Annotated in this window: 22 protein-coding genes and 1 other RNA gene; 11 read left to right on the top strand and 12 right to left on the bottom strand. The window is 44.0% G+C overall.

Features of this window, described 5'->3' with window-relative positions:
- Positions 1–17: 17 nt before the first annotated feature.
- Both mltF and J4N37_RS25125 read left to right on the top strand, forming a co-directional pair.
- Complete coding sequence (gene mltF / locus J4N37_RS03035; RefSeq protein ID WP_045387324.1) at positions 18–1,622, top strand: membrane-bound lytic murein transglycosylase MltF; 1,605 nt, start codon at positions 18–20, stop codon at positions 1,620–1,622.
- 287 nt (positions 1,623–1,909) lie between these two features.
- The gene (locus J4N37_RS25125) at positions 1,910–2,044 is read left to right on the top strand and encodes a hypothetical protein (protein ID WP_010446281.1); all 135 of its coding nucleotides are present in this window, start codon (positions 1,910–1,912) and stop codon (positions 2,042–2,044) included.
- 81 nt (positions 2,045–2,125) lie between these two features.
- Here the strand turns inward: J4N37_RS25125 and tadA are convergent, their stop codons facing one another.
- The 6 genes from tadA to J4N37_RS03005 all read right to left on the bottom strand — a co-directional run bounded on the left by tadA (position 2,126) and on the right by J4N37_RS03005 (position 8,014).
- Positions 2,126–2,620, bottom strand: a complete 495-nt coding sequence (gene tadA, locus J4N37_RS03030; RefSeq protein ID WP_045387322.1) for a tRNA adenosine(34) deaminase TadA — start codon at positions 2,618–2,620, stop codon at positions 2,126–2,128.
- Between the two features lie 688 nt (positions 2,621–3,308).
- Positions 3,309–4,868 (bottom strand): AbgT family transporter, encoded by a 1,560-nt coding sequence (locus J4N37_RS03025; RefSeq protein WP_010446276.1) that lies wholly within the window; start codon positions 4,866–4,868, stop codon positions 3,309–3,311.
- Between the two features lie 294 nt (positions 4,869–5,162).
- The gene (locus J4N37_RS03020) at positions 5,163–5,570 is read right to left on the bottom strand and encodes a type IV pilus modification PilV family protein (protein WP_010446274.1); all 408 of its coding nucleotides are present in this window, start codon (positions 5,568–5,570) and stop codon (positions 5,163–5,165) included.
- Complete coding sequence (locus J4N37_RS03015; RefSeq protein ID WP_010446272.1) at positions 5,560–6,852, bottom strand: hypothetical protein; 1,293 nt, start codon at positions 6,850–6,852, stop codon at positions 5,560–5,562. The genes J4N37_RS03020 and J4N37_RS03015 overlap by 11 nt, the downstream gene beginning before the upstream one ends.
- On the bottom strand, positions 6,849–7,490 hold the full coding sequence (locus J4N37_RS03010; protein WP_010446270.1) for a PilW family protein: 642 nt from the start codon (positions 7,488–7,490) through the stop codon (positions 6,849–6,851). The genes J4N37_RS03015 and J4N37_RS03010 overlap by 4 nt, the downstream gene beginning before the upstream one ends.
- 11 nt (positions 7,491–7,501) lie before the next feature.
- On the bottom strand, positions 7,502–8,014 hold the full coding sequence (locus J4N37_RS03005; protein ID WP_010446268.1) for a GspH/FimT family pseudopilin: 513 nt from the start codon (positions 8,012–8,014) through the stop codon (positions 7,502–7,504).
- A gap of 102 nt (positions 8,015–8,116) precedes the next feature.
- Here J4N37_RS03005 and J4N37_RS03000 point away from each other — a divergent pair, with 102 nt between their 5' ends.
- A complete protein-coding gene (locus J4N37_RS03000; RefSeq protein WP_029560929.1) occupies positions 8,117–8,551 on the top strand; it encodes a type IV pilin protein in 435 nt (144 codons plus the stop codon).
- 77 nt (positions 8,552–8,628) lie between these two features.
- Here the strand turns inward: J4N37_RS03000 and dnaJ are convergent, their stop codons facing one another.
- The 4 genes from dnaJ to grpE form a co-directional block, all read right to left on the bottom strand.
- A complete protein-coding gene (gene dnaJ / locus J4N37_RS02995) occupies positions 8,629–9,777 on the bottom strand; it encodes a molecular chaperone DnaJ (RefSeq protein ID WP_005447647.1) in 1,149 nt (382 codons plus the stop codon).
- Positions 9,778–9,979: 202 nt separating this feature from the next.
- Positions 9,980–11,896, bottom strand: coding sequence for a molecular chaperone DnaK (gene dnaK, locus J4N37_RS02990; RefSeq protein WP_005447648.1), 1,917 nt, complete (start codon positions 11,894–11,896; stop codon positions 9,980–9,982).
- A gap of 301 nt (positions 11,897–12,197) precedes the next feature.
- A complete protein-coding gene (locus J4N37_RS02985) occupies positions 12,198–13,472 on the bottom strand; it encodes a dicarboxylate/amino acid:cation symporter (RefSeq protein ID WP_005447650.1) in 1,275 nt (424 codons plus the stop codon).
- Positions 13,473–13,893: 421 nt separating this feature from the next.
- On the bottom strand, positions 13,894–14,490 hold the full coding sequence (grpE, locus tag J4N37_RS02980) for a nucleotide exchange factor GrpE (RefSeq protein ID WP_005447652.1): 597 nt from the start codon (positions 14,488–14,490) through the stop codon (positions 13,894–13,896).
- A 145-nt stretch (positions 14,491–14,635) separates the two neighbouring features.
- On the opposite strand from grpE, the gene nadK reads away from it, so the two are divergent.
- The 5 genes from nadK to bamE all read left to right on the top strand — a co-directional run bounded on the left by nadK (position 14,636) and on the right by bamE (position 19,892).
- The gene (gene nadK, locus J4N37_RS02975; protein WP_005447653.1) at positions 14,636–15,520 is read left to right on the top strand and encodes an NAD(+) kinase; all 885 of its coding nucleotides are present in this window, start codon (positions 14,636–14,638) and stop codon (positions 15,518–15,520) included.
- 247 nt (positions 15,521–15,767) lie between these two features.
- A complete protein-coding gene (locus tag J4N37_RS02970; RefSeq protein ID WP_182027018.1) occupies positions 15,768–16,949 on the top strand; it encodes a DUF3103 domain-containing protein in 1,182 nt (393 codons plus the stop codon).
- A 168-nt stretch (positions 16,950–17,117) separates the two neighbouring features.
- Complete coding sequence (gene recN / locus J4N37_RS02965) at positions 17,118–18,782, top strand: DNA repair protein RecN (protein WP_252041660.1); 1,665 nt, start codon at positions 17,118–17,120, stop codon at positions 18,780–18,782.
- A gap of 21 nt (positions 18,783–18,803) precedes the next feature.
- Positions 18,804–19,286: a GNAT family N-acetyltransferase gene (locus J4N37_RS02960; RefSeq protein WP_252041658.1), complete on the top strand. Its 483-nt coding sequence runs from the start codon at positions 18,804–18,806 to the stop codon at positions 19,284–19,286.
- A gap of 246 nt (positions 19,287–19,532) precedes the next feature.
- Positions 19,533–19,892: an outer membrane protein assembly factor BamE gene (gene bamE, locus J4N37_RS02955; RefSeq protein ID WP_005391468.1), complete on the top strand. Its 360-nt coding sequence runs from the start codon at positions 19,533–19,535 to the stop codon at positions 19,890–19,892.
- Positions 19,893–19,952: 60 nt separating this feature from the next.
- Here bamE and J4N37_RS02950 read toward each other — a convergent pair whose 3' ends face one another.
- Together J4N37_RS02950 and J4N37_RS02945 are read right to left on the bottom strand one after the other, a co-directional pair.
- The gene (locus tag J4N37_RS02950) at positions 19,953–20,309 is read right to left on the bottom strand and encodes an RnfH family protein (RefSeq protein ID WP_010446234.1); all 357 of its coding nucleotides are present in this window, start codon (positions 20,307–20,309) and stop codon (positions 19,953–19,955) included.
- Complete coding sequence (locus J4N37_RS02945; RefSeq protein WP_010446232.1) at positions 20,299–20,742, bottom strand: SRPBCC family protein; 444 nt, start codon at positions 20,740–20,742, stop codon at positions 20,299–20,301. The genes J4N37_RS02950 and J4N37_RS02945 overlap by 11 nt, the downstream gene beginning before the upstream one ends.
- A 118-nt stretch (positions 20,743–20,860) precedes the next feature.
- On the opposite strand from J4N37_RS02945, the gene smpB reads away from it, so the two are divergent.
- The 3 genes from smpB to J4N37_RS02930 all read left to right on the top strand — a co-directional run bounded on the left by smpB (position 20,861) and on the right by J4N37_RS02930 (position 22,813).
- Positions 20,861–21,346 (top strand): SsrA-binding protein SmpB, encoded by a 486-nt coding sequence (gene smpB, locus J4N37_RS02940; RefSeq protein ID WP_005440253.1) that lies wholly within the window; start codon positions 20,861–20,863, stop codon positions 21,344–21,346.
- 68 nt (positions 21,347–21,414) lie between these two features.
- Positions 21,415–21,782, top strand: a transfer-messenger RNA (tmRNA) gene (gene ssrA / locus J4N37_RS02935).
- 137 nt (positions 21,783–21,919) lie between these two features.
- The gene (locus tag J4N37_RS02930; protein ID WP_252041657.1) at positions 21,920–22,813 is read left to right on the top strand and encodes a LysR family transcriptional regulator; all 894 of its coding nucleotides are present in this window, start codon (positions 21,920–21,922) and stop codon (positions 22,811–22,813) included.

The following is a 22,813-nucleotide window of genomic DNA, read 5'->3' as shown; positions in this document are numbered from 1 at the left end:
CGAGACGTACCAAATTAATGCAAATAAGTCAGTTCAACCGATTCAAGCGCAGCGCCCTACTTTTCGCCTCTGTGCTTCTACTTTCTGCCTGCCAGATTGAATCGGAGCCTAAAAGTGAGTTTGAGCTAATCCAAGAACGTGGTGTTCTGCGAGTTGGCACTCTCAACAACCAACTTTCCTATTACATTGGTCCTGATGGCCCTGCTGGCCTGGATTACGAACTGGCGCGCAAGTTTGCTGAACAGTTAGGTGTTAAGTTGGAAATCAAACCTGCTTTCCGACAAGCTGAGTTATTCCCTGCCCTGAAAAAAGGTGATATCGATATCATCGCGACAGGTTTAAACCAAACCTCTCAAGCGGTACAACGCTTCCGCCCTGGACCTGCTTATTACTACGTCAGTCAACAAGTAGTGTATAAGAAAGGTCAACTGCGCCCACGCGATATTGACCAGCTAATCAGCTATCAAGAATCTAAAGATGACAAAGCGGAAGATAAAGAAGCCAATGCTGGTGCAGAAACGCTACAAATCGTTGAACAATCACAATTTGTTCCAACATTAACTACGCTACAAAAAGAGTACCCTGAGCTTCAATTTGAAATTGTTGGTGATGCGGATACTCGCGATCTATTAAAACAAGTATCTACAGGTGAACTCCGATTTACCGTAACTGATTCGGTAGAGTTATCTTTGGCTCAGCGACTTTATCCTGACCTTGCACAAGCCTTTGAGTTAACAGAAGACCAGCCAGTGTCTTGGTTTACACGCCGATCTGAAGATGAAAGCTTGTACGCAATGTTGATCGAGTTCTTTGGCGGCATCAAACAGTCTGGTGAACTAGCAACATTAGAAGAGAAGTACATTGGTCATATTGAAGCGTTTGATTATGTAGATACTCGAGCCTTTATTCGAGCACTGGACAACACCTTGCCCAAATGGGCACCACTGTTCCAGAAATACAGTGAAGAGTTTGATTGGCGCTTAATTGCCGCGTTAGCTTACCAAGAGTCACATTGGAAACCTGCTGCAAAATCACCAACAGGTGTGCGAGGCATGATGATGTTAACGCTGCCGACAGCAAAAAGTGTTGGCGTAACTAACCGCCTTGATCCTGAACAGTCAGTACGTGGTGGTGTTGAGTATCTACGCCGTATCGTGGCCCGCGTACCAGATTCAATCAATGAGCATGAGAAGATTTGGTTTGCATTAGCATCGTATAATGTCGGTTATGGTCACATGATGGATGCTCGAAGATTAACGAAGGCACAAGGTGGCGATCCAAATTCATGGGCAGATGTGAAAGAGCGTCTACCGTTACTGCGTCAGAAGCGTTTCTACAGCCAAACTCGTTACGGTTATGCTCGTGGCGATGAGGCACGTAACTACGTTGAGAGTATTCGTCGTTACTACCAATCGATCATTGGCCACGTGAGCCAAAAACCTGCGATTGATGAAGATACCGACGACCTACAAGTGATACCACCGCTCAATCCAGATTTGCTAATTTCAGGAGCGGTAGAGACACTCGCTGAGCAAGTTTCAGGCGCGGTTGAAGCCACATCAAATACTGAAGGGAGTTCGCCTCAAGGGACAGAGCAAACGCCTGCTCAAAAAGCAGAATAAACCCTTCGAAAATAGCGAGCACTCAGCTCGCTATTTTTTTATTGAGTCAACAGATAAAGTTATCTAGAATCCAGTCTTTCGGGCTTATCTAGCTTGTGATTCTATTTGGTGTCATACCAATAACTGGCTCGCATGAAAGAGATGCTCTTTTAGTCACCTCTCCTCGAACTGATGCCACCTTCCTCTGTAAGCGTGCTTCATCAGAATGTCATCGATTGATAATGAATCAGACGCTTTGCGGTGCGAGTGTCGGAGAGTGTGTTCGTTGCCTGCAAGAGGTTCTGAATATGAGAAAACGCAGAGTGCAGTCAAAACGTTTGAATAAGACAGTGGCTGCAAACCGCCGTAAGCGCAAGCTTACAACAATGAAGAAAAAAGTCAGTGCACGTAACCGTGTATTTGTTCACCTAGTGAACCACTGAAACTTGAAGCAAACATCTACTTCTGAGTAGGTGTTTGCTAAAAACTTCTAGGCGAAAAGAACTCATTCCCTCCCTCTCAACCTACTTTTCTTTATTCTCCTGCTCGTTCTCCAACGCTTTCTGCGCTTCCTTCTTGGCTTTAATTTCTTTACGGCGACGCTTAAAGAAGGCTTGTAGCTGAGAGCGGCATTCATCCTCTAATAATCCGCTTTCCACCGTCGCGTAATGATACGCCGCTTGGCTTGCGAATAAGTTCAATACCGTCCCTGCCGCACCTGCTTTTAAGTCTGGAGCACCATAGACAACACGCTTGACTCGGCTGTGTAATAACGCACCTGCGCACATTGGGCAAGGTTCTAAAGTGACATACAGTGTGGTATCAAGAAGCCTGTAGTTACTCAAGGCTTCGCCGGCTTTGCGCAGTGTCTGGATCTCCGCATGCGCCGTTGCATCATGAGCACAAATAGAACGGTTCCAGCCTTCAGCAATAATCTCTCCATCTTTTACCAGAACAGCGCCCACCGGCACCTCCCCTTCAGCTTCAGCTTGCTCGGCAAGCTCCATCGCACGGCGCATAAATAGTTCGTCTTGAGGGGAAAACTGAGAATCTGACAAAAGGAAGCTCCGGAATTTGGGATAGATCGTGATTGAAAGTGGATTTTAACCTTCAAAGAGGGGAAGTGGAAGCGGGATGATTTTACCTGTTAGGGTACAAATACCGTGATTCAAAGCAGTTTGATTGTCACCTTCAAGAGTGAGGCACAAGCAAACTGAGGCGCTCTTCAGTTGCATTATTAACGAGAGATTCCCGACAACGCTCCTTCGTCGCTTTCGGGAATGACGTTGAATAAATACAGGACTGTCTTCTCGTCATCCTCAAGCGCGAGGTACAAGCAAACTGAGGCGCTCTTCAGTTGCATTATTGACGAGAGATTCCCGACAACGCTCCTGCATCGCTTTCGGGAATGACGTTGAATAAATACAGGACAGTCTTCTCGTCATCCTCAAGAGCGAGGTACGAGCGAGTTGGGGATCTCTTTATTTTGTGTCCCGAAGGGCAAAGTCCGTTCCCGCCTCCCAAAACAAAAAAGCGCCAGTCTCTCGACCAGCGCTTTCGAATTACCAATACCTAAATAGTTGGTGTTGTAGCTAGGCAACAAGCAAGTTCAGCCCTATGAGCATAGAGGCTCTATGTGATTAGGGCGGCCAGCGCTCCGGTGAACTTGCGCAGTTAACAACGCTACAGCGCCAAATATGACGGTATTTACATTGTGTAAGTGTATGGCGCTTGGATACCTAGAGGAATACCAAGCATCCAGTAAACCACTAGGAAGATAGACCAGCCGATTAGCATTGCAATCGAGAATGGCATCATTAGCGATGCTAGTGTACCGATACCTGTCGACTTCACGTAACGTTGACAGTAAACCACTACTAGAGGGAAGAATACCATCAGAGGTGAAATGATGTTCGATACAGAGTCACCTACACGGTAAGCCGCCTGAGATAGCTCAGGAGAGATACCCACTGCCATTAGCATAGGAACTAGGATTGGACCGATAAGAGCCCATTTCGCTGATGCAGAACCGATTAGAAGGTTTACAGAAGCTGTTAGAAGAATCATACCGATGATAGTTGCTTCACCAGGTAGGTTCATTGCTTTCAGACCTTCCGCACCGTAAAGCGCTAGCATCGTACCGATGTTTGATTGCGCAAATGCAGATAGGAACTGTGCACAGAAGAACGACATTACGATGTATGCGCCCATAGTAGACATGGTATCCGCCATCGCTTTGATGATGTCGTTACTTGTCTTGAACGTACCAGAAACTCGACCGTAAACGTAACCTGGAATGATAAACAGGATGAAGATCAACGGAACGATAGACTTCATGATTGGCGCAGAGAACGCAGTGATCTCACCTTCAGGTGAACGCAGTGCAGAGTTTTCTGGAATAAGCGCCACAACGAGAAGAGCGATACCCGCCATCATTGCCCAACCAGCGTAACGGAACGCTTTAGACTCAAGCTCCGTGAAAGAACCTAGATCTGGTGCTTTCTCTGCGTCTTCGTCGATTGGAGTGTTCTTTAGACGTGGCTCGATGATTTTCTCAGTTACGTACCAACCGATAGCAACAATGATTACTGAAGATAGACCAGTAAAGAAGATGTTCGCTAGTGGGTTAACCACGTACTCAGGGTCCAGAACCTGTGCAGCTGTTTGCGTGAAACCAGCCAATAGAGGATCGATACCTGAAGGGATGAAGTTTGCAGAGAAACCACCTGATACACCTGCAAACGCTGCCGCGATACCCGCTAGAGGGTGACGACCAGCCGCGTGGAAGATGATACCACCAAGAGGAATAACTAGAACGTAGCCCGCATCCGCCGCAGTGTGCGATACGATTGCTACAAGAATTAGCATTGGAGTAAGAAGTTTAGCTGGCGTGAAGTTCAGCATCTTCTTAAGACCAGTGGTGATGAAGCCAGAAGAATCGGCAACACCTACACCCAACATCGCTACAAGAACGATACCAAGTGGTGCAAAGCCAGTGAACGTTGTCACCATGTTAGCAAGGAAACTTGCTAGTGCTTCGCCTGTTAGAAGGTTAGTGATTGTGAGAGCTTCGCCAGTTCGAGGGTTTAGAAGGTCGAAAGAAACATTCGACAAAAGTGCAGACGCAGCCCAAGTAATGATTAGTGCCCAGAAGAACAAAATCGCAGGATCAGGAATTTTGTTACCTGCTCGCTCGATAAAGTTCAGGAAGCGATCCATACCGCTCGGCTTCGGTGACGGTGCCTTATTTACAGCTTGGTTACTCATGGTAACTCCATATGAATGATGTTGGTGCCATGGCCTATTTGAATAATTATAACGGCCTATTTTCAACCGAGCATTCTATTAAATAGCAAATCAGAAAGCACAAGGTTCTGGCATTTTTTCCATATTTGGAGACATATTTTGCAAAATTACCATATCAATTAAACATAATAAAAACAGTTACACCCCAGCAAAAACAACAACAACACAACGTTTTGTTAACCGAGAAAGATTAAGATAAAAACCAGACATAACAAGCAATTTAAGCATTCGAAACACTGATAATTCAATGTCAACTCAGTCAAATTCACTATAACGCGAAATCATTGTTTGCAATTCAACACCTTGTGTATCTCCTGCCCTATCAAGCCAAGTTGCCTCAACCTTTACCACTTTTAAATTCGCAATAGGTGCAGGAAGTAGCTCCCATTGAACTGTATATGCGCCATTGGTTGAGTTACCTGCGATGATATCTGCATCAAAATCAGCCACCACAATGTCAGAAGAAGCAGAAGAGGCACCGCGAGTTCGAAACCACTCAAGCTTCTCTTCTGCAAGCTGTAAAGCCTCTAAACTGTTTAGCGCGTATTCTGACTCCTTCTCCATGTATACCTGAAGTTGGGTCAAGCCTAATACCCCTCCGCCTAGCAATAAAGTAGACACAAGTACTTCAATTAGACTAAATCCTTTCTGTTTAGAAGTCATTCCACGATCCCTTAACCCATTTGACATTAATTGGAGTAGAAAACGAGTTAATTACGTCAGAGTTAAATGCAAGCCTTAGTGAGTTATCAAACAAAGCCATTTGCCCGTCAGCATCAAAGATCTGTCCACCTGTTAAGGAAAATGAGCCCCGCTGGAAGTAAGTTGCCAATAATGGCGATATACCTGATGAAGTCCCATACAAAGTATCTATATAAGTATTAAAGTTTGCATTTAAATAAGGCTTGATATCTTTCAAATTGTCCCATTGTTCTTGAGTCGGTGCGTACCCACTATTGAAATGAAATAACATACCTCTGATCGTGCCACTACCGTTAATACCTAACACTCCGTTATGAACTAAAATGAACAAGTTCAGTTTGTCATTTTTACTTTGTAGCTGTTTTAAGCTTGTTAACTGGGTATCAGTTATTTGGCACGAGCCATCGATCCAGATTTTATATGGCTTATTATCCTTTAACTCATTGATAAACTTACTTACACAATCAATATCTTTCCCACCGCCCATGGATACAGTCAGGAAGTTTTGAGCAGGATCATCTCGAACAGACTGCCATTTATCTTTCTCGACTCCAAAGTAGTCTAAGAATGGATCCAACTTTGGGTCTTGTTGAATATCTAACTCAGCGTACTCCCTTTGATAATTCCCATCTGCATCTTGCCAAATACCTGTGTGAACTGAAGTTTCTGTTTGGTAACTGGAACCACAGTTTTTAGATTGATCGAACCCTGCGGAAGGAGGAGGGATCGCACCACCTAGCCCTTTATTGGTTATACCTGACGCAATAAACCTTCGTTTCACAATTGCGCCGACACACTCGTAGTAGCCAGCATTGTTATATCTCCCAGGATCCGGGGGTGCAAGCACAGCGGAGCCATGAGCAATAATGTCTGCTGTAGAACGGATCGCACCAAATCCTCCTCCTCCAACAAACGCCAGTTTTTTTGCAACCCGTGCATAGCCAACTTCTGAAATCAAAATATCTGGTTCATGAAGAGAGCCTTGAAGGATATCAATTGAATAACTAGTACATTGCTGTGCTAAATTTGCAGGAACACCTGATAAGTTGTTATCTACTATATGGGTAAATCCACACTCTAAGCCACCTTCGGCTTGCCAATGCTCCTGCCTTGATACGATTTGGTTATTTGCCTGCTTTATTTGATAAAATAATGACTTGTAACTCCCTAAGGTGACGACTAAAGCTGCAACTAGAAGCATGCTAGTAACCAGTAATGTGGCAGCACCGCTTTGCTTATTCATTCCTGCCAATTCCTTTGTTTGATAGTAAAACTCTGAGAGGTGTTCACATTACTGTCATGAGCAAGTTGAACGGATAGATTTACTGTTAAGAACGCGCTTTTTACTCCATTATGTTCGACCTTTTCATTCGCAACCTGAAAGCTATTTAGATGAATCCAATTCTCATCGAATAAATTATTACAAGGGCCTACTTGGTTCGAAAAATCCTGAGCTTCAACAATATTAATAACTCGGTTCGCTAAGTCTCTTTCACAAATATAAAAAGAAGTATCAAGCTGACCTCGTTGCTCATACACCACATTTTTGTAATATGGGACCCCACCTGAGACTTGGGATAAATAAGCGTAAGCTAATAACGTTTGGTTGGCATTGCTGACTGAAAAGATCGTACTATCAGCCCCGACCAATTTGAGTGAAAGACCATCTGAGCCATCATAGCCAGCCCTCTGAACATCAGACCTCAGCATTTGCAAAACACTCGTCGTATTTTGTAAAAGACCAAGCTCTTGTGCTCTCTTAGTTGCTAATTGCTGCCCCTTTAAAAAAACTGAGGTAACGGTTGCAAGTACAATCAAGCCAAATGCAGAGGATATAAGGAGTTCAACTAACCCCATTCCAAGCTGATTAGATCGTTTCATATTTTCACTCCTCAGCAACCAACATAACCAAAGTACTGCTCTGTTTGGCTATTACTACACATTTTGAAACGAGCGGAACGAGTAAATGAAATAAGTTTGAGTTCTTTATTTGTGTTATTAACCGGATGAAACCTAAAATGCCCAGAGGCTGGCCGACCATGAATACTATCAAAAGAAATTTGTGATGAATTGTAATTTGAAGTGATAAAAATCCCATCATATGGCTTACCAGATAGGGTCAGTAATTTATTTCCTAAATTGGGGTCAATATTATCAGTCAACTCAAGCCACCAATTTCCACTACTATCACTAGCTCCAACCATATAGATATGTATCCATAGACGCTCGCGCCTAAGGACTGCTTCAGATTTGGCCTCCAGAACAAAGCCATGCAGCTCCTTTGCTAAGCGCTGCATTTTGCTAGTCTCTAATAAACCATGTAAGTTTGGCGCAGCAACAGCAGCAACGATACTAAATACCGCTAATGAAATAATTAGTTCCAATAAAGTAAAGCCGCGATGCATTTCCCAAATTCCTATGAAAAGAGCTAAATGTTCAAAACCATTCTTGCAGTGATGCTATCAGCTATTAAAAATAGGAGGAGAAGAGAAAAGGAACTACTCGAAATGATTCGAACAATTATATGTAACAGTTACAAATTTAGATTAAGTGGAATGACATTGATCGAGTTAGTTGTGGTATTGGCTATATTAGGTGTAGTAACCGCTGTCTCATACCCTGCATATGTTAACCACACTTTAAAATCACACCGCACTATTGCCTTAACCGATATCAGCAGAATTCAGTTAGAACTTGAAGCAAACTACAACGGACAATATGATTGGAGCACTCTTATTTCCCAAGGACGCTGCCTAGTATGTAACTCTGATCGAGACCGCTTTACATTCTCTGTAGCTAGCTCGGCAACTGAATCATATATTATCTCAGCAACAGCGAAGCCTGAGAGAGGCCAAAGTAATGATAAGTGTTTCCCTAACAGACAAAATACTATAACACTCACGTCTTCTAACGTAGCATCACCAAGTGCTTGCTGGGAGTAAGCATCATTGACTGAGCTACAAACACAAAAAAGCCTGCATCACTGCAGGCTTTTTATTGGATTCAACGAACCGAGCTATTAGCTAGTTAGATCATCGAAGAACTTCTTCACACCGTTGAAGAAACCTTCCGATTTTGGCTTGTGCTTAGTTGCAGCATCGCCACCACAAGACTCATCAAACTCTTTAAGCAATTCTTTCTGACGAGCGCTCAAGTTAACTGGAGTCTCTACTACAAGCTTAACGATTAGGTCACCAACACCGCCACCACGAACGCCTTTCACCCCTTTACCGCGCATACGGAACATACGTCCTGTTTGCGTTTCTGTTGGTACTTTAAGGTTCACACGACCATCTAGTGTCGGAACTTCAACTTCACCACCTAGAGCAGCCATAGCAAAGCTAACTGGCACTTCACAATACAAGTTGTTGCCTTCACGTTCGAAGATATGGTGCTCTTTCACGTGAACTTGTACGTATAGGTCACCTGCTGGTGCACCCATTTCTCCAGCTTCGCCTTCGCCAGATAGACGAATGCGATCGCCAGTATCAACACCTGCTGGGATCTTAACGTTAAGTGTCTTAGTTTTCTGTTTGCGACCTTGACCATGACATTCGTTACATGGGTCTTTGATGATCTTACCTTTACCATGACAGGTAGGACAGGTTTGCTGCACAGCAAAGAAACCTTGGCGCATTTGAACTTGACCGTGACCATGACAGGTTCCACAAGTCTCAGCTGAAGAACCTTTCTTCGCACCGCTACCGTCACAGGTATCACAATGAACAAGCGTTGGTACTTCGATTTCTTTCGATACGCCACGAACAGCTTCTTCTAGCGACAGTTCCATGTTGTAACGTAGGTCTGCGCCACGTTGTGCACGTTGCTGACCACCGCCACGACGACCACCGCCAAAGATATCGCCAAAAACGTCACCAAAGATGTCGCCGAAATCAGCACCACCGCCACCAAAACCGCCGCCGCCGAAGCCGCCACCGCCTTGTTCAAAAGCAGCATGACCATACTGATCGTACGCCGCTTTCTTTTGAGGGTCAGTGAGAATTTCGTACGCTTCTTTTACTTCTTTAAACTTATCCGCAGCAGATTCATCACCCTGGTTACGGTCTGGGTGGTATTTCATTGCTAGACGCTTGTACGCCTTTTTGATATCGCGCTCAGAGGCATCACGGCTTACGCCTAATACTTCGTAAAAATCACGTTTTGACATGTTCTTCGTCACCAATTAATTACTGCAAACGGCATGATTTACCGCTTGGTGTTTGTATCGTTCTAGGTAAGTGCACTTATTGCAAAATACTTAACTAGAAAGACAGCTTGGACAAACAGACGGGCGTAAGAGTTACCCCAAACGCCCGCACACAAAAGTCTTATCGACTCTAGGCGACCATAAGCCGCCTAGTTAAGAAATATTATTTCTTGTCGTCTTTAACTTCTTCGAACTCAGCATCAACAACATCGTCTTCTTGAGACTGTTGTGCACCAGCGTCAGCACCTTGTGCTTGTTGCGCTTGAGCTTGTTGTTGAGCGATTTCCATTAGCTTTTGAGCTGCAGTCATTAGCGCTTGAACTTTAGCGTCGATCGCTTCTTTGTCATCACCTTTACGTGCAGTTTCTAGCTCAGAGATAGCTGCTTCAATCTTCTCTTTCTCTTCTGCAGGTAGAGCTTCACCAGCTTCTTCTACTTGCTTACGAGTACCGTGAATCATTTGGTCAGCTTGGTTACGTGCAGTTGCTAGCTCTTCGAACTTTTTGTCCGCTTCTTTGTTAGCTTCTGCTTCTTGAACCATTTTCTCGATGTCGTCATCGCTTAGACCACCAGAAGCTTGGATAGTGATCTTCTGCTCTTTACCAGTTTGCTTGTCTTTCGCTGAAACGTGTAGGATACCATCCGCATCTAGGTCGAAAGTAACTTCGATTTGTGGCATACCACGTGGTGCAGCTTGGATACCTTCTAGGTTGAATTGACCTAGAGATTTGTTGAAAGACGCTTGCTTACGCTCACCTTGAAGAACGTGGATAGTTACCGCGCTCTGGTTGTCTTCTGCTGTAGAGAAAACTTGGTTCGCTTTAGTTGGGATAGTCGTGTTTTTCTCAACTAGCTTAGTCATTACGCCGCCCATTGTCTCGATACCTAGAGACAGTGGAGTAACGTCTAGTAGAAGTACGTCTTTAACTTCACCCGCAAGTACACCACCTTGAACTGCAGCACCCATTGCTACTGCTTCATCAGGGTTTACATCGCGGCGAGCTTCTTTACCGAAGAACTCAGCAACCTTCGCTTGAACCATAGGCATACGAGTCTGACCACCAACTAGGATTACGTCAGTGATGTCGTTTACTGATAGGTCAGCGTCAGCTAGAGCAACTTTTAGTGGCTCAAGAGAACGTTGTACTAGGTCTTCAACTAGAGATTCTAGTTTCGCACGAGTCACTTTGATGTTCATGTGCTTAGGACCAGTTGCATCAGCAGTAACGTAAGGTAGGTTTACGTCAGTTTGAGAAGTAGAAGAAAGCTCGATTTTCGCTTTTTCTGCTGCTTCTTTAACACGCTGCATTGCTAGTGGATCGTTCTTAAGGTTGATGCCTTGCTCTTTGTTGAACTCGTCTACTAGGTAGTTGATTAGACGGTTATCAAAGTCTTCACCACCAAGGTGAGTGTCACCGTTAGTTGCTAGAACTTCGAATGTTTTCTCGCCTTCAACTTCATCGATTTCGATGATAGAGATATCGAATGTACCACCACCAAGGTCGTATACCGCGATAGTGCGGTCGCCACCTGACTTGTCTAGACCGTATGCTAGAGCAGCCGCTGTTGGTTCGTTGATGATACGTTTAACTTCTAGACCTGCAATACGACCAGCGTCTTTAGTAGCTTGACGTTGAGCATCGTTAAAGTAAGCAGGAACTGTGATAACTGCGCCAGTTACTTCCTCACCTAGGAAGTCTTCAGCAGTTTTCTTCATTTTCTTAAGTACTTCAGCAGATACTTGAGGAGCCGCCATTTTCTGGCCCTTTGCTTCTACCCATGCATCACCGTTGTCAGCCTTAACGATTTTGTAAGGCATGATTTCGATGTCACGCTGAACTTCTTCGTCTTCAAAACGACGACCAATTAGACGCTTGATTGCAAATAGCGTGTTAGTTGGGTTAGTTACTGCTTGACGTTTCGCTGGTTGACCTACTAGCGTCTCACCGTCAGTGTAAGCAATAACCGATGCAGTAGTACGTTCACCCTCTGCGTTTTCAATTACACGTGGTTTGTCGCCGTCTAGTACAGCAACACATGAGTTAGTAGTACCTAAGTCAATACCAATGATTTTACCCATCAGGCTATCTCCGAATAAATTCTATTTTGTTTTGCTATATCCCCTATGTGGGGACTTAGAATCGGGTTTCAACCCTTGCTCACAAACTAAAGTAATGTTGTTTGCTTCTCTTATGCCCAATAGATAAGGGCTGCAAATGGCTTTTCAAGGGAGAGAGTGAAAAAAAACAAAAAAAAGTTGCGCAAAAGGCGAGAGACGAGCGCAACTCTGCCCCTTTCGACTTTTCAATCTCGATTCTCGTTTCTATAAAAGAAAAAGCGAGGCATATAGCCTCGCTTTTCAACTAAGAGTGTATTGCAAATTATGCGCTTGCTTGTGCAGGCTCTGCGTCTACGACTTCTTCTTTACCAATCTCGCCTTCAGACTTCGCAACAATAGTGTTTACTGCTGTATCACCAACTACGTTAGATGAAGTACAGAACATATCATTGATACGGTCTACAGCTGCAATGATTGCTAAACCTTCTGGTGGAAGACCTAGTTGGTGTAATAGAACACCTACCATCACTACGCCGCCGCCCGGAACACCACCAGCACCGATAGAAAGTAGCAAGATAGTTAGACCAAGAGTAAAGATATCAGCAGTATTGATTGGCTGACCAAACGCGTTTGCGACAAACATAGTTGCTAGTGCGATATAGATAGAAACACCAGACATGTTCATTGTTGCGCCCAGCGGTACACCGAAACCAGCAACCGACTTAGAAACCTTAAGCTTCTCAGTTAGCGTGCGCATTGTTACCGGGATAGTTGCGTTTGAACTTGCAGTTGATAGTGAGAATAGGATCTGCTCTCGAGTTGCACGTAGGAACGCTTTTGGTGAAGTGCCCGTCGCAATACCTACCGCCATTGGGTAGAAGAAGAAAATCCAGAACACTAGCATTGCAACAACAAGTGCTACGTAGCCAGCAACAGACATCAGCGTGTTTGCATCCAGTGTTGCACCTAGTTGAATCATCAGAGCAAATACACCGTAAGGTGCAAGGCTCATTACTAGACCAACCAGCTTCATCATGATTTCGTTCGCCATTTTAAACGTACGAATTGCCGGGCCGCCTCGAGAATCCAAAGCTTGAATAGCAAGACCTGTCAAAATTGCCATAAAGATGATTTGTAACATGTCGCCATTTGCAAACGCTTGTACAGGGTTGCTTGGAACGATGTTTACAACCAACGAGAAAATGTCAGGTGTTTCAGTTGTTGTTAAGTTAACAGTTTCTGAAATCGTGCCTGCCAGATTTGCATCAGCACCCGGTTGGAAAATAAGACCAACGGTGAGTGCCGCAGTAATCGCGATGATGGTGTTGATAATGTATAGAGCAAAGGTTTTACCACCAAGACGACCAAAAGCCGTGATGTCTTTTAGGTCCACGATACCGCATACGATAGATACGTAAACAAGAGGTACTACTAACAGCTTAATCAATGATACGAACATACCACCAGCGCCTTCCGCTGCGCCAAGTAAATAAGTATCAAAGAGAGCAACGCCACTAAAAAGATACTGAATTGCAGTACCGATCAGAAGACCCGCAAACAAGCCGATAAAAATCTTGCTAGAAAGCGATTTATCCATCATAAATCTCCAAAATGTTGTGTTTGCTATTTATACTTTTATAGTTACATCTGCTGGTTTTTACGGCAGACCTCGCGAATAATACACACCACAGTTACAAAATAAAGACTTTCTTTACGAGATTGTTAATAAATAACATTAAAAGTAAATCGCTAGATCTACATTCATATTCAGAATTAAATTTTGATTGCGAGTGATAACAGGAACTTATAGACACACCCATTCCATAAGTAAGCAAGATAAAGAAAGGATATCCCTTATTGGAAAAATTTTTACCAATAAGAAAAAATTTGAAGGGGATCAAATTTCATTTTGCGCACATATTCAGAGAGATGAATATGTTGATGGTAATGTTTGAAACAAAAACGCCCGCTATTGAATGGCGGGCGTTTTAATATATTTATATCAATGATTTAGTTGATTACTTAGCAACCATAACCATTGCAGGACGAACAACTCGACCGTTTAGCTCGTAGCCTTTTTGCATCACAAACATAACTGTGTTTGATTCGTGATCTGGGCTTTCTTGAATAGACATCGCTTGGTGGAATTCAGGGTTGAATGCTTCACCTTCTGGGTTGATCTCTTTCAAACCAAATTTCGATACTGCATCTACAAACGTCTTGTGTGTTAGCTCAACACCTTCAAGAATTGGCTTAACCACTTCGTGCTCTGCATCTGCAGCTTGAATCGCACGCTCAAGGTTATCGATAACTGGAAGTAGTTCTTCAGCGAATTTGTTCAGAGCGTACTTACGAGCTTTATCGATTTCTTGCTCAGTACGACGACGCATGTTTTCTACTTCAGCTTTAGAGCGAAGAACCGCATCTTGCTGATCTTTCACTTTTGTTTCGCTAGACAGTAGTGCTGCTTCTAGTTGAGCAATCTTAGCGTCTTTCTCATCACCAATTTCTTCAAGTTCTGCTTCAGCTTCTTGCGCTGCGGCTTCTACTTTCTCAGCTTCTTCGATGATTTGATCAAGCTCTTCTTCTGTAACTTTGTTTTCTTCGTTGCTCATGATATCTCCAGAATTCAACTTAATGTCCTTAAAGCCACTCACGTTTTGTGGGCTTTAACCACATAAAAATTCGCATATTTAGGTAACTTGCCATTATTATGGGGATGAAGATTCCTGATTCAAGCCTCTTTAATGCGGAAATGCTATGAAAAACCCATGTAACGTGATCGCGATTATCGGAAAACCACGAGATCAGCAGGCAATTCAAACTCATAGAGAGTTATACGAATGGCTGACATCCGAAGGTTACCAAGTATTTATCGATGATCGCCTTGCTGCAATTTTAGACGAAATCCCGCAAAGCCAGTTTGCTAGCCTCGTAGAGCTAGGCAAAAACGCCGATCTCGCTATCGTTGTTGGCGGTGATGGCAACATGCTGGGTGCCGCTCGCATTTTATCTCGTTTCGATGTTGCTGTGATTGGTGTCAACCGAGGTAACTTGGGTTTCCTGACGGATCTAAATCCTGACGATTTCAAAGAAGCATTAAAAGCCGTATTAAAAGGCGAATATATAGAAGAAGAGCGTTTCTTATTGGAAGCAGAGATCCATCGTCATGGTCAAATCAAGAGCCATAACGCGGCATTGAACGAAGCAGTGCTCCACCCAGGACAAGTGGCGCACATGATTGAGTTTGAAGTTTATATTGATGACAGCTTTGCGTTTTCGCTGCGTGCCGATGGTTTAATCGTCTCTACTCCAACAGGCTCTACGGCTTACTCTCTGTCAGGTGGTGGACCTATCTTGTCACCAAGCTTAAACGCGATTTCTCTGGTACCAATGTTCCCTCACACATTGTCTAGCCGCCCATTAGTTGTCGATGGCAAGCGTCGTATTAAACTGGTCGTTTCCCCAGAAAACCGTGGCACTCAGGAAGTAAGTTGTGACGGACAAGTTTCACTACCTGTCTCTCCTGGTGATGAAATACACATCTACCAGAGTCCGAATGTGCTCAAGCTGATCCATCCGAAAGACTACAGCTACTATCACGTATTAAGAAACAAACTTGGGTGGTCGAGCAAACTGTTCTAAACAAAATAAAAAAGGTTGATGTTCTATCAACCTTTTTTATTTTTCAGAGAACAAACTATCAACACCAAAACCATTCATCACAACAATCACTCACCCTACACACGTTACTAAAACAATAGAAAATTTGAAGCTCTGGGCAAAAACCACACGATTTTATAAAAGAAAATAGCTCATATGCCACAGAGTGATATTCTGGCAGTGAATAGAGCAATGGCTCTAACATACAATAATCAAAGAAGGACAAGCTATGAAAAAAACAATAATTCTGTCTGTTCTAAGTACTTTAGCGATCGTTGGCTGCCAATCTGATGAGAACCAAGTGACAAGTATCTCAAACGATAAAGCGCAAGATATCAGTAATACCAAACGAGCGTTAGCTCTAGAACTTAGCCAAAACTACGCAGCATTAGAACCCATGTTGCGCAAGGACATTACAGCACAACAAACCAACATTCCTGTTTCAAAGTTCATTGAACAAAACCCGACTTCTCCAATGAGTAAGCAACTGGTTCAAGCTGACGAGCAAATAAGAAACTGGAAGGGCGTATCTGAATACTCAAGTGAGTTACTTGAAGTACGTTTAGCTAACGATGCCATGTTACCTACTTGGCAAGCGGGTGATATGAGTCCGCTATTTGCTTATGAACCTAGTGGTGATGATGAGCAGTGGCAATACATCGAAGCATTTGATGTATATGGGAACATTCACGAGTTAAATGTCTATGAACTACCTGACGTGCCTGTATTGGTGATTGACAACAACAGTACCGCAGAGCTAAAAGCGGGCCTTCAAGCAATGCAAGCTGAAATGCAAAAGCTTGGTCAAGCAGCCATGATTCAACCTTATGCAGAAGGGAAAGTGCTACAAAGCATGGCACAACCGGAAGCCTCAGACACACAACCAATCCAAACCACCCAACTCAAAAAAATTCGTTTAGCAGATGATCAGGAGCCGTGGATTTCAGGCAAAGCTGAAATTTATGCTTTGGTAACTGGCGTCAACCCAACACGAGATGAACCAACGCTAGACTTAGTTGAGATGCCATATTTGGATTACGACAACAAAGACTACTATCCGAACCAAATCATCATTCACTGGTCTCGTTACCGTTGGGGCGCAGCAGACATTGTTCTGATGGAGCAAGATGACGGAACGGATTACAAACAGTTGGCAAAATTGCTCGTTCAAGTAGCTGAAGAAGTACTAAAAGCAATTCCAGATCCAGAAGTACAGGCATATGCCATCATTCCTCAGATCACCAACAAGATCATTGATGCGATTCCTGATGGGGTTCTGACCAATGATGACGATTTCGTTGATGTTTACTACACCCTGATGCAAGACACATCTTACGTCGACCATCCTGGCGCGGGAGTCAATGCAGTGGTCACATTAGAACCGCTTACCATTAACCCAACTCGTCCGTAACTTGTTCAATTTAAATAGGTCGTTGCATTTTGCGCGGCCTATTTTTCCTCTCTCCATCACAAAAAGCCGCTTCTTTAAGAAAAAATACCGCACCTGACTTTACTGTATAAAGAAACAGTATATACTGTTTTCTTATACAGTATTGTTCAGTTATACAGGTAAATAAAAATGCTGGCTCATCTAAGTGTTAATAATTTTGCGATTGTTAAGTCTTTACAGCTCGAGCTTTCAAAGGGCATGACCACCATTACAGGTGAAACAGGTGCAGGTAAGTCTATTGCAATTGATGCTTTAGGTCTTTGTTTAGGTGGACGTGCCGATGCTGGTATGGTGCGCCAAGGCGAAGATAAAACAGAAGTCAGCGCAGCCTTTTTACTGGATAACAATCTACACGCAACGCGTTGGCTAGAAGATAACGACCTGCTGGATGGCAGTGAATGTATTTTGCGTCGCATCATCACCAAAGAAGGCCGCTCAAGAGCCTTCATCAACGGCAGCCCCGTCCCACTTTCACAACTCAAATCTCTTGGGCAACTGTTGATCAATATCCATGGACAGCACGCACATCATCAATTAATGAAAAGCGAGCACCAAATGGCCATGCTTGACCAATATGCGGGACATTTAAACTTACTAAAGAGTACACGCAGTGCTTACCAGAATTGGCGTCAAGCAGACAATAACCTTAAGCAACTAAAAGAAAACAGCCAGCAAAACCAGGCGCAAAAGCAGTTGCTTGAATACCAAATCAAAGAACTGAATGAGTTATCGCTAGGTGAAGAAGAATTCGCAGAGCTCGAACAAGAGCACAAACGACTATCCAATAGTGGTGAACTCGCCGCTACCTGTCAGCAAGCCATCGAACTTATTTACGAAGGTGAAGAAGTCAATGCGCTTGGTATTTTGCAATCGGCCAATCACTCCCTAATTCAATTAGCTGAACTGGATGAGAAGTTAGCAGAGCTACCAAATATGCTGGCAGAAGCAATGATCCAGCTAGAAGAAACTAAAAACGAACTTCGCAGCTACCTTGATGGTATTGATGTTGATCCGGGCCGCATGGCTTATGTCGAAGAACGTTTTACTAAAGTGATGTCGATGGCTCGTAAGCATCACGTTATGCCTGATGAGTTATACCAACATCACCAAGATCTGCTGGCACAGATCGAAGCATTAGATTGCTCCGATGAACGCTTGGATGAACTCGCTCAAGAAGTCGAACAGAAATACCACAGCTTCTTAACTCAAGCGGAAAAACTGCACAAATCACGCAGTCGTTACGCAAAAGAGCTGAACAAGCTAATCACGCAAAGCATGCACGAATTAAGCATGGAGAAAGCGGTATTCAGCATTGAAGTAAACAACGAGAACACCCATCCGTCGCCATTGGGTATGGACAGCGTATGCTTCTTGGTTTCAACCAACCCAGGTCAACCGCTGCAACCTATTGCAAAAGTCGCATCGGGTGGTGAGCTATCACGTATCTCGCTCGCAATCCAAGTGATCACCGCTCAGAAAGTCGATACACCAAGCTTGATCTTTGACGAAGTGGATGTAGGTATCAGTGGTCCAACAGCAGCGGTTGTCGGCAAGATGCTGCGCAAACTGGGCGAATCAACTCAAGTAATGTGTGTGACCCATTTACCGCAAGTTGCAGGTTGTGGTCACCAGCAAATGTTTGTCGCAAAACACACTAAAGGTGGTCAAACTGAAACACAAATGCGCTCACTAGATGAAGAGCAACGTGTGGCGGAATTAGCTCGCCTACTTGGTGGTAGTCAAATCACAGATTCTACATTGGCAAACGCAAAAGAACTGCTTATCGCGGCTTAAAAGCTCAACAAGGGATGAGAAATGGATATCAGAGCAATCAGCAAAACCAACTTCATGGAACTCGTCCCTATTTTTGTTGAGTTAGAACAATACTACTTCAAGGAACAAGCCGCGTCAGAGCATGAACTGACGAATTACCTAAAGCAGAAAGTCTTCTCTGAACACTCTGGTGTAAACATTATTGCTGCTTACGATAACAGCATCGTATTAGGTTTTGCATCCTATACAACGATGTATCCTGGCCCAAAACTCTCTGGTCAAATGTACTTGAAAGATCTATTCGTATCTTCCAACGCCCGAGGACGTGGTGTAGGCATTGCATTGATGAGGCATCTCACCTCCTTGGCAATTGAGCAAGGGTGCCAAAGGTTGGATTGGACGGCTGAAAGTAACAACCCCATAGCAGGACAGTTTTACCGATCGATTGGTGCTGAGCTAGTCAGTGAAAAAGAATACTACCGCTTCGCAGATGATGCTCTACACGCATTTGCTGCATCAAAATAACTACTCTCGTTCATTATCGCCATGGTGCCTGCGCTTACCCAACCACAGGCTATAAATTTAAATCTGACTTTGGTCATTCCACTAATGCGTATTGAACCGTCATTTGGAGCGCAATATCAGTGAATAAATGCAACTCAACTCAAAAATCGTTGTCAGACTCCCTACCATACGACGCATAGCTTTTTACATCTGCGTCGAGCTTGTTTATTATCAGCGCAGTATTTTGAAGGTTACTAAGAAATTATTATGCAATTAAAGAAGTGGTTAGTTGCCGTACCATTAGCAATGACTTTGCTGACAGGATGTTCGGTATTGGAGAAACTGGTTTATCGCATTGATATCAACCAAGGCAACTATGTAGAACAAAGTGCGGTAGATAAATTGAAGTTTGGGATGACTAAAGCACAGGTTCGCTTCGTTCTTGGGTCACCAATGCTTATTGAAAATGGTTATCCAAACACATGGTATTACATTTATCATCATACGCCTGGACATGGTGACCCTGTACAAAAAGATCTGATCGTTAACTTTAATGATCAAGGAACACTCGCGGATATCAGTGGCGATTTTCCGAAAAGTGACGCCTTTTACGAGCAGATCCAATAATATCTTCTATGAAAAGAAAAACCTCCCAGTTGGGAGGTTTTTCTTTTTAACGATATCAAACTAGTCCGCTGCCTTTCGCAAAGCATTTGGTTTACCACCTGTCACTGGATCCGCGCTACCAGAGACCTTTGCTTGCTCAGCACGTTTACGACGGATCTCTTTCGGGTCTGCCAATAGCGGGCGGTAAATCTCGATTCGATCTTTATCGCGAACCGTCGCATCTAATCGAACATTACGGCTGTAAACACCAACTTTGTTCTTTTTCAAGTCAATCTCAGAGTACAATTCAAGTACACCAGATTGGCGGATGATCTCTTCAACAGTCGCGTGGTTATTCACCACTAAATTGAACACTCGCTGCTCTTGAGGCAATGCATACACCACCTCAACGTGGATCATATCCGACTCAATACTCATAGCACTCGTACACCTGTTTCGCACGTTTCGTGAAAGCGTTAACCATATTGTTGGTTAGTTCATTAAAAATCTTACCGAAAGCCATTTCGATCATCTTGCTGGAGAATTCAAACTCAAGCTTAAGCTCGACCTTACATGCCTGTTCATCCAAGGCAGTAAAAATCCAACCACCTCGCAACGTCTTAAATGGGCCATCAACTAAGTTCATCATGATAGCTTGACCATGAACAAGCTCATTGGACGTCGTGAATGTTTTGCTGATGCCTGCTTTTGCTACATCGACAGAAGCTACCATGCCACCGTCCGAAGACTCAATGACTCTTGAACCTGAACAACCAGGTAGAAACTCAGGATACTTAGAAACATCATTGACCAAGTCGAACATCTGTTCTGCACTAAAAGACACTAAAGCAGAACGGCTGATTTGCTTCATACACACTCCTATCGATACGCGTACATGTTTAAGGCTTGTGCCAATTTTACTTTTATTCCACGATAGCGCAAATAAAAGGATTTCCTAACCCATATCCAACCCGTATAATGAGGCCATTATGGTAAAGAAAAAATCAAAGCAAAAAGCGGGTAGCAACACTATCGCGCTTAATAAAAAAGCTCGCCACGAATACTTCATTGACGATGAAATTGAAGCTGGCTTGGAGCTACAAGGCTGGGAAGTAAAAGCACTTCGCCAAGGTAAAGCCAATATCGCTGAAAGCTACGTTTTCATGCGTGACGGAGAGGCTTTTGTCAGCGGAATGACCATCACTCCTCTTAACCAAGCCTCTACACACGTTGTCGCAAACCCTACACGCGTGCGCAAATTACTGATGAGTCGTCGTGAACTCGACAACCTACTTGGTCGCATTAACCGTGAAGGTATGACGCTAGCAGCTTTATCACTGTACTGGTCTCGCTCTTGGGTGAAAATCAAAATCGGTGTTGCGAAAGGTAAAAAGCTTCACGATAAACGTACCGATCTTAAAGAAAAAGATTGGGCTCGTGAAAAAGCACGCGTAATGAAGAGCTCACTGCGCTAAACTTGACCACTTAAACGCATAGTACTGGACAGCCTAGGCTTTTCTGTTACTATGCGGATATTACCTCTGGGGCTGATTTAGGATTCGACGGGAATTCAGAAGTCTGAGGTGCATGCCGAGGTGCGGTAGGCCTCGTTAATAAACCGCAAAAAAATAGTCGCAAACGACGAAAACTACGCACTAGCAGCTTAATAACCTGCTCAGAGCTCTCTCGCCCTAGCTTCCGCACGTAAGACGGGGACCAACGAGAGATCAAACCCAAACGCGCTAGCCCGGATTCTCCCGCCTGAGAGATGAACGGCGAATTATAATTCAGGATAGTCATTCATTAGCGTGTCGGTTCGCAGGTGGGTGGTGAATTTAAAGATCGACTAAGCATGTAGTACCAATGATGAAAGGTTTTCGGACGCGGGTTCAACTCCCGCCAGCTCCACCAAACGTTTGGAAAGGGCCAACTCGAAAGGGTTGGCCCTTTTTGTATCTGCAATCTGTATCTCCCCTCAACTCATCGCTTTGATTCCTAGCCAAAATCTCTTAGTCTGTGGTTAAGCATTCACCAATGGACATGAGATCATGCTAAAAGGCAGTGAGTACCCTTCTATTCGTGCGCTGCGAACCTTTGTTGCAGTTGCTAACCATCTGAGTTTTTCTAAAGCGGCAGAGAGTTTGTGCGTGACTCAAGGCGCCGTGAGCAAACAAATTGCGACATTAGAGCAACTGGTTGGGCTACCTTTGATTCAGCGTGGTATCAATGGTATTGAGCTCACTGAAGAAGGAAAACGTTACTTACCCAAGGTGACCGAAGCGTTGGAAATCATCCAACATGCGACGGCAAGCTTGATTCAAACCGACACAGAGCAAGAATTATTGGTGGTCGATGTCACGCCTTCTTTCGCCAGTTTGTGGTTGGTACCGAACATTGATGCCTTCCATCAAAACCATCCTGATATCCGCGTTAAAGTGCGTACCAGTGATGGTCCAATAAATCAGTTAGACGTAGACAGCGACATCACCATCCGCTGCCTTCCTCTCTCCAGTCACTACGAACATGGTCGATTGTTGCGTCAAGAAACGCTGCTGCTAACGGGCTCATCAAGTTCTTCAACGTGTAACGACAAACAATCCATTACGGATTTCGCTTTTATTCCTCAAACGACGCGCCCGCAGTTGTGGGAGCAGTTCAAACTAGAACAATCTCTGCAAAGCGCGATTCATTATCACCCTGTCGGTCATGAGCATTTCTATCTTTCCTATGAAGCGGTAAGGCTTGGCAAAGGGCTTGCTCTTCTGCCTGATTTTATGGTGCAACAGCCAATGTCGAGAGATGAGGCCTACCACATCCAGCAACTGAGTATGCTTAGCCATTATGGCTATTACGTATTTGTGCCGAACTACCGTTTAGCGGCGCGAAAAGTCTCGCTGTTCAATGATTGGCTATTTACTCGGCTTGGAGAAGGCGTCGGTTAG

The organism is Vibrio sp. SCSIO 43153 (assembly GCF_023716625.1).
Classification (GTDB): Bacteria; Pseudomonadota; Gammaproteobacteria; order Enterobacterales; family Vibrionaceae; genus Vibrio; species Vibrio rotiferianus.
The sequence above is the reverse complement of the archived record's forward strand: the minus strand, read 5'-3'. Positions and strand labels throughout refer to the sequence as shown.

What these genes read in the sequence shown, in the direction of transcription:
- mltF (WP_045387324.1), top strand. Translation starts at nt 18, where the DNA reads ATGCAAATAAGTCAGTTCAACCGATTCAAGCGCAGCGCCCTACTTTTC.
- J4N37_RS25125 (WP_010446281.1), top strand. Translation starts at nt 1,910, where the DNA reads ATGAGAAAACGCAGAGTGCAGTCAAAACGTTTGAATAAGACAGTGGCT.
- tadA (WP_045387322.1), bottom strand. Translation starts at nt 2,620, where the DNA reads ATGCGCCGTGCGATGGAGCTTGCCGAGCAAGCTGAAGCTGAAGGGGAG.
- J4N37_RS03025 (WP_010446276.1), bottom strand. Translation starts at nt 4,868, where the DNA reads ATGAGTAACCAAGCTGTAAATAAGGCACCGTCACCGAAGCCGAGCGGT.
- J4N37_RS03020 (WP_010446274.1), bottom strand. Translation starts at nt 5,570, where the DNA reads ATGACTTCTAAACAGAAAGGATTTAGTCTAATTGAAGTACTTGTGTCT.
- J4N37_RS03015 (WP_010446272.1), bottom strand. Translation starts at nt 6,852, where the DNA reads ATGAATAAGCAAAGCGGTGCTGCCACATTACTGGTTACTAGCATGCTT.
- J4N37_RS03010 (WP_010446270.1), bottom strand. Translation starts at nt 7,490, where the DNA reads ATGAAACGATCTAATCAGCTTGGAATGGGGTTAGTTGAACTCCTTATA.
- J4N37_RS03005 (WP_010446268.1), bottom strand. Translation starts at nt 8,014, where the DNA reads ATGCATCGCGGCTTTACTTTATTGGAACTAATTATTTCATTAGCGGTA.
- J4N37_RS03000 (WP_029560929.1), top strand. Translation starts at nt 8,117, where the DNA reads ATGATTCGAACAATTATATGTAACAGTTACAAATTTAGATTAAGTGGA.
- dnaJ (WP_005447647.1), bottom strand. Translation starts at nt 9,777, where the DNA reads ATGTCAAAACGTGATTTTTACGAAGTATTAGGCGTAAGCCGTGATGCC.
- dnaK (WP_005447648.1), bottom strand. Translation starts at nt 11,896, where the DNA reads ATGGGTAAAATCATTGGTATTGACTTAGGTACTACTAACTCATGTGTT.
- J4N37_RS02985 (WP_005447650.1), bottom strand. Translation starts at nt 13,472, where the DNA reads ATGGATAAATCGCTTTCTAGCAAGATTTTTATCGGCTTGTTTGCGGGT.
- grpE (WP_005447652.1), bottom strand. Translation starts at nt 14,490, where the DNA reads ATGAGCAACGAAGAAAACAAAGTTACAGAAGAAGAGCTTGATCAAATC.
- nadK (WP_005447653.1), top strand. Translation starts at nt 14,636, where the DNA reads ATGAAAAACCCATGTAACGTGATCGCGATTATCGGAAAACCACGAGAT.
- J4N37_RS02970 (WP_182027018.1), top strand. Translation starts at nt 15,768, where the DNA reads ATGAAAAAAACAATAATTCTGTCTGTTCTAAGTACTTTAGCGATCGTT.
- recN (WP_252041660.1), top strand. Translation starts at nt 17,118, where the DNA reads ATGCTGGCTCATCTAAGTGTTAATAATTTTGCGATTGTTAAGTCTTTA.
- J4N37_RS02960 (WP_252041658.1), top strand. Translation starts at nt 18,804, where the DNA reads ATGGATATCAGAGCAATCAGCAAAACCAACTTCATGGAACTCGTCCCT.
- bamE (WP_005391468.1), top strand. Translation starts at nt 19,533, where the DNA reads ATGCAATTAAAGAAGTGGTTAGTTGCCGTACCATTAGCAATGACTTTG.
- J4N37_RS02950 (WP_010446234.1), bottom strand. Translation starts at nt 20,309, where the DNA reads ATGAGTATTGAGTCGGATATGATCCACGTTGAGGTGGTGTATGCATTG.
- J4N37_RS02945 (WP_010446232.1), bottom strand. Translation starts at nt 20,742, where the DNA reads ATGAAGCAAATCAGCCGTTCTGCTTTAGTGTCTTTTAGTGCAGAACAG.
- smpB (WP_005440253.1), top strand. Translation starts at nt 20,861, where the DNA reads ATGGTAAAGAAAAAATCAAAGCAAAAAGCGGGTAGCAACACTATCGCG.
- J4N37_RS02930 (WP_252041657.1), top strand. Translation starts at nt 21,920, where the DNA reads ATGCTAAAAGGCAGTGAGTACCCTTCTATTCGTGCGCTGCGAACCTTT.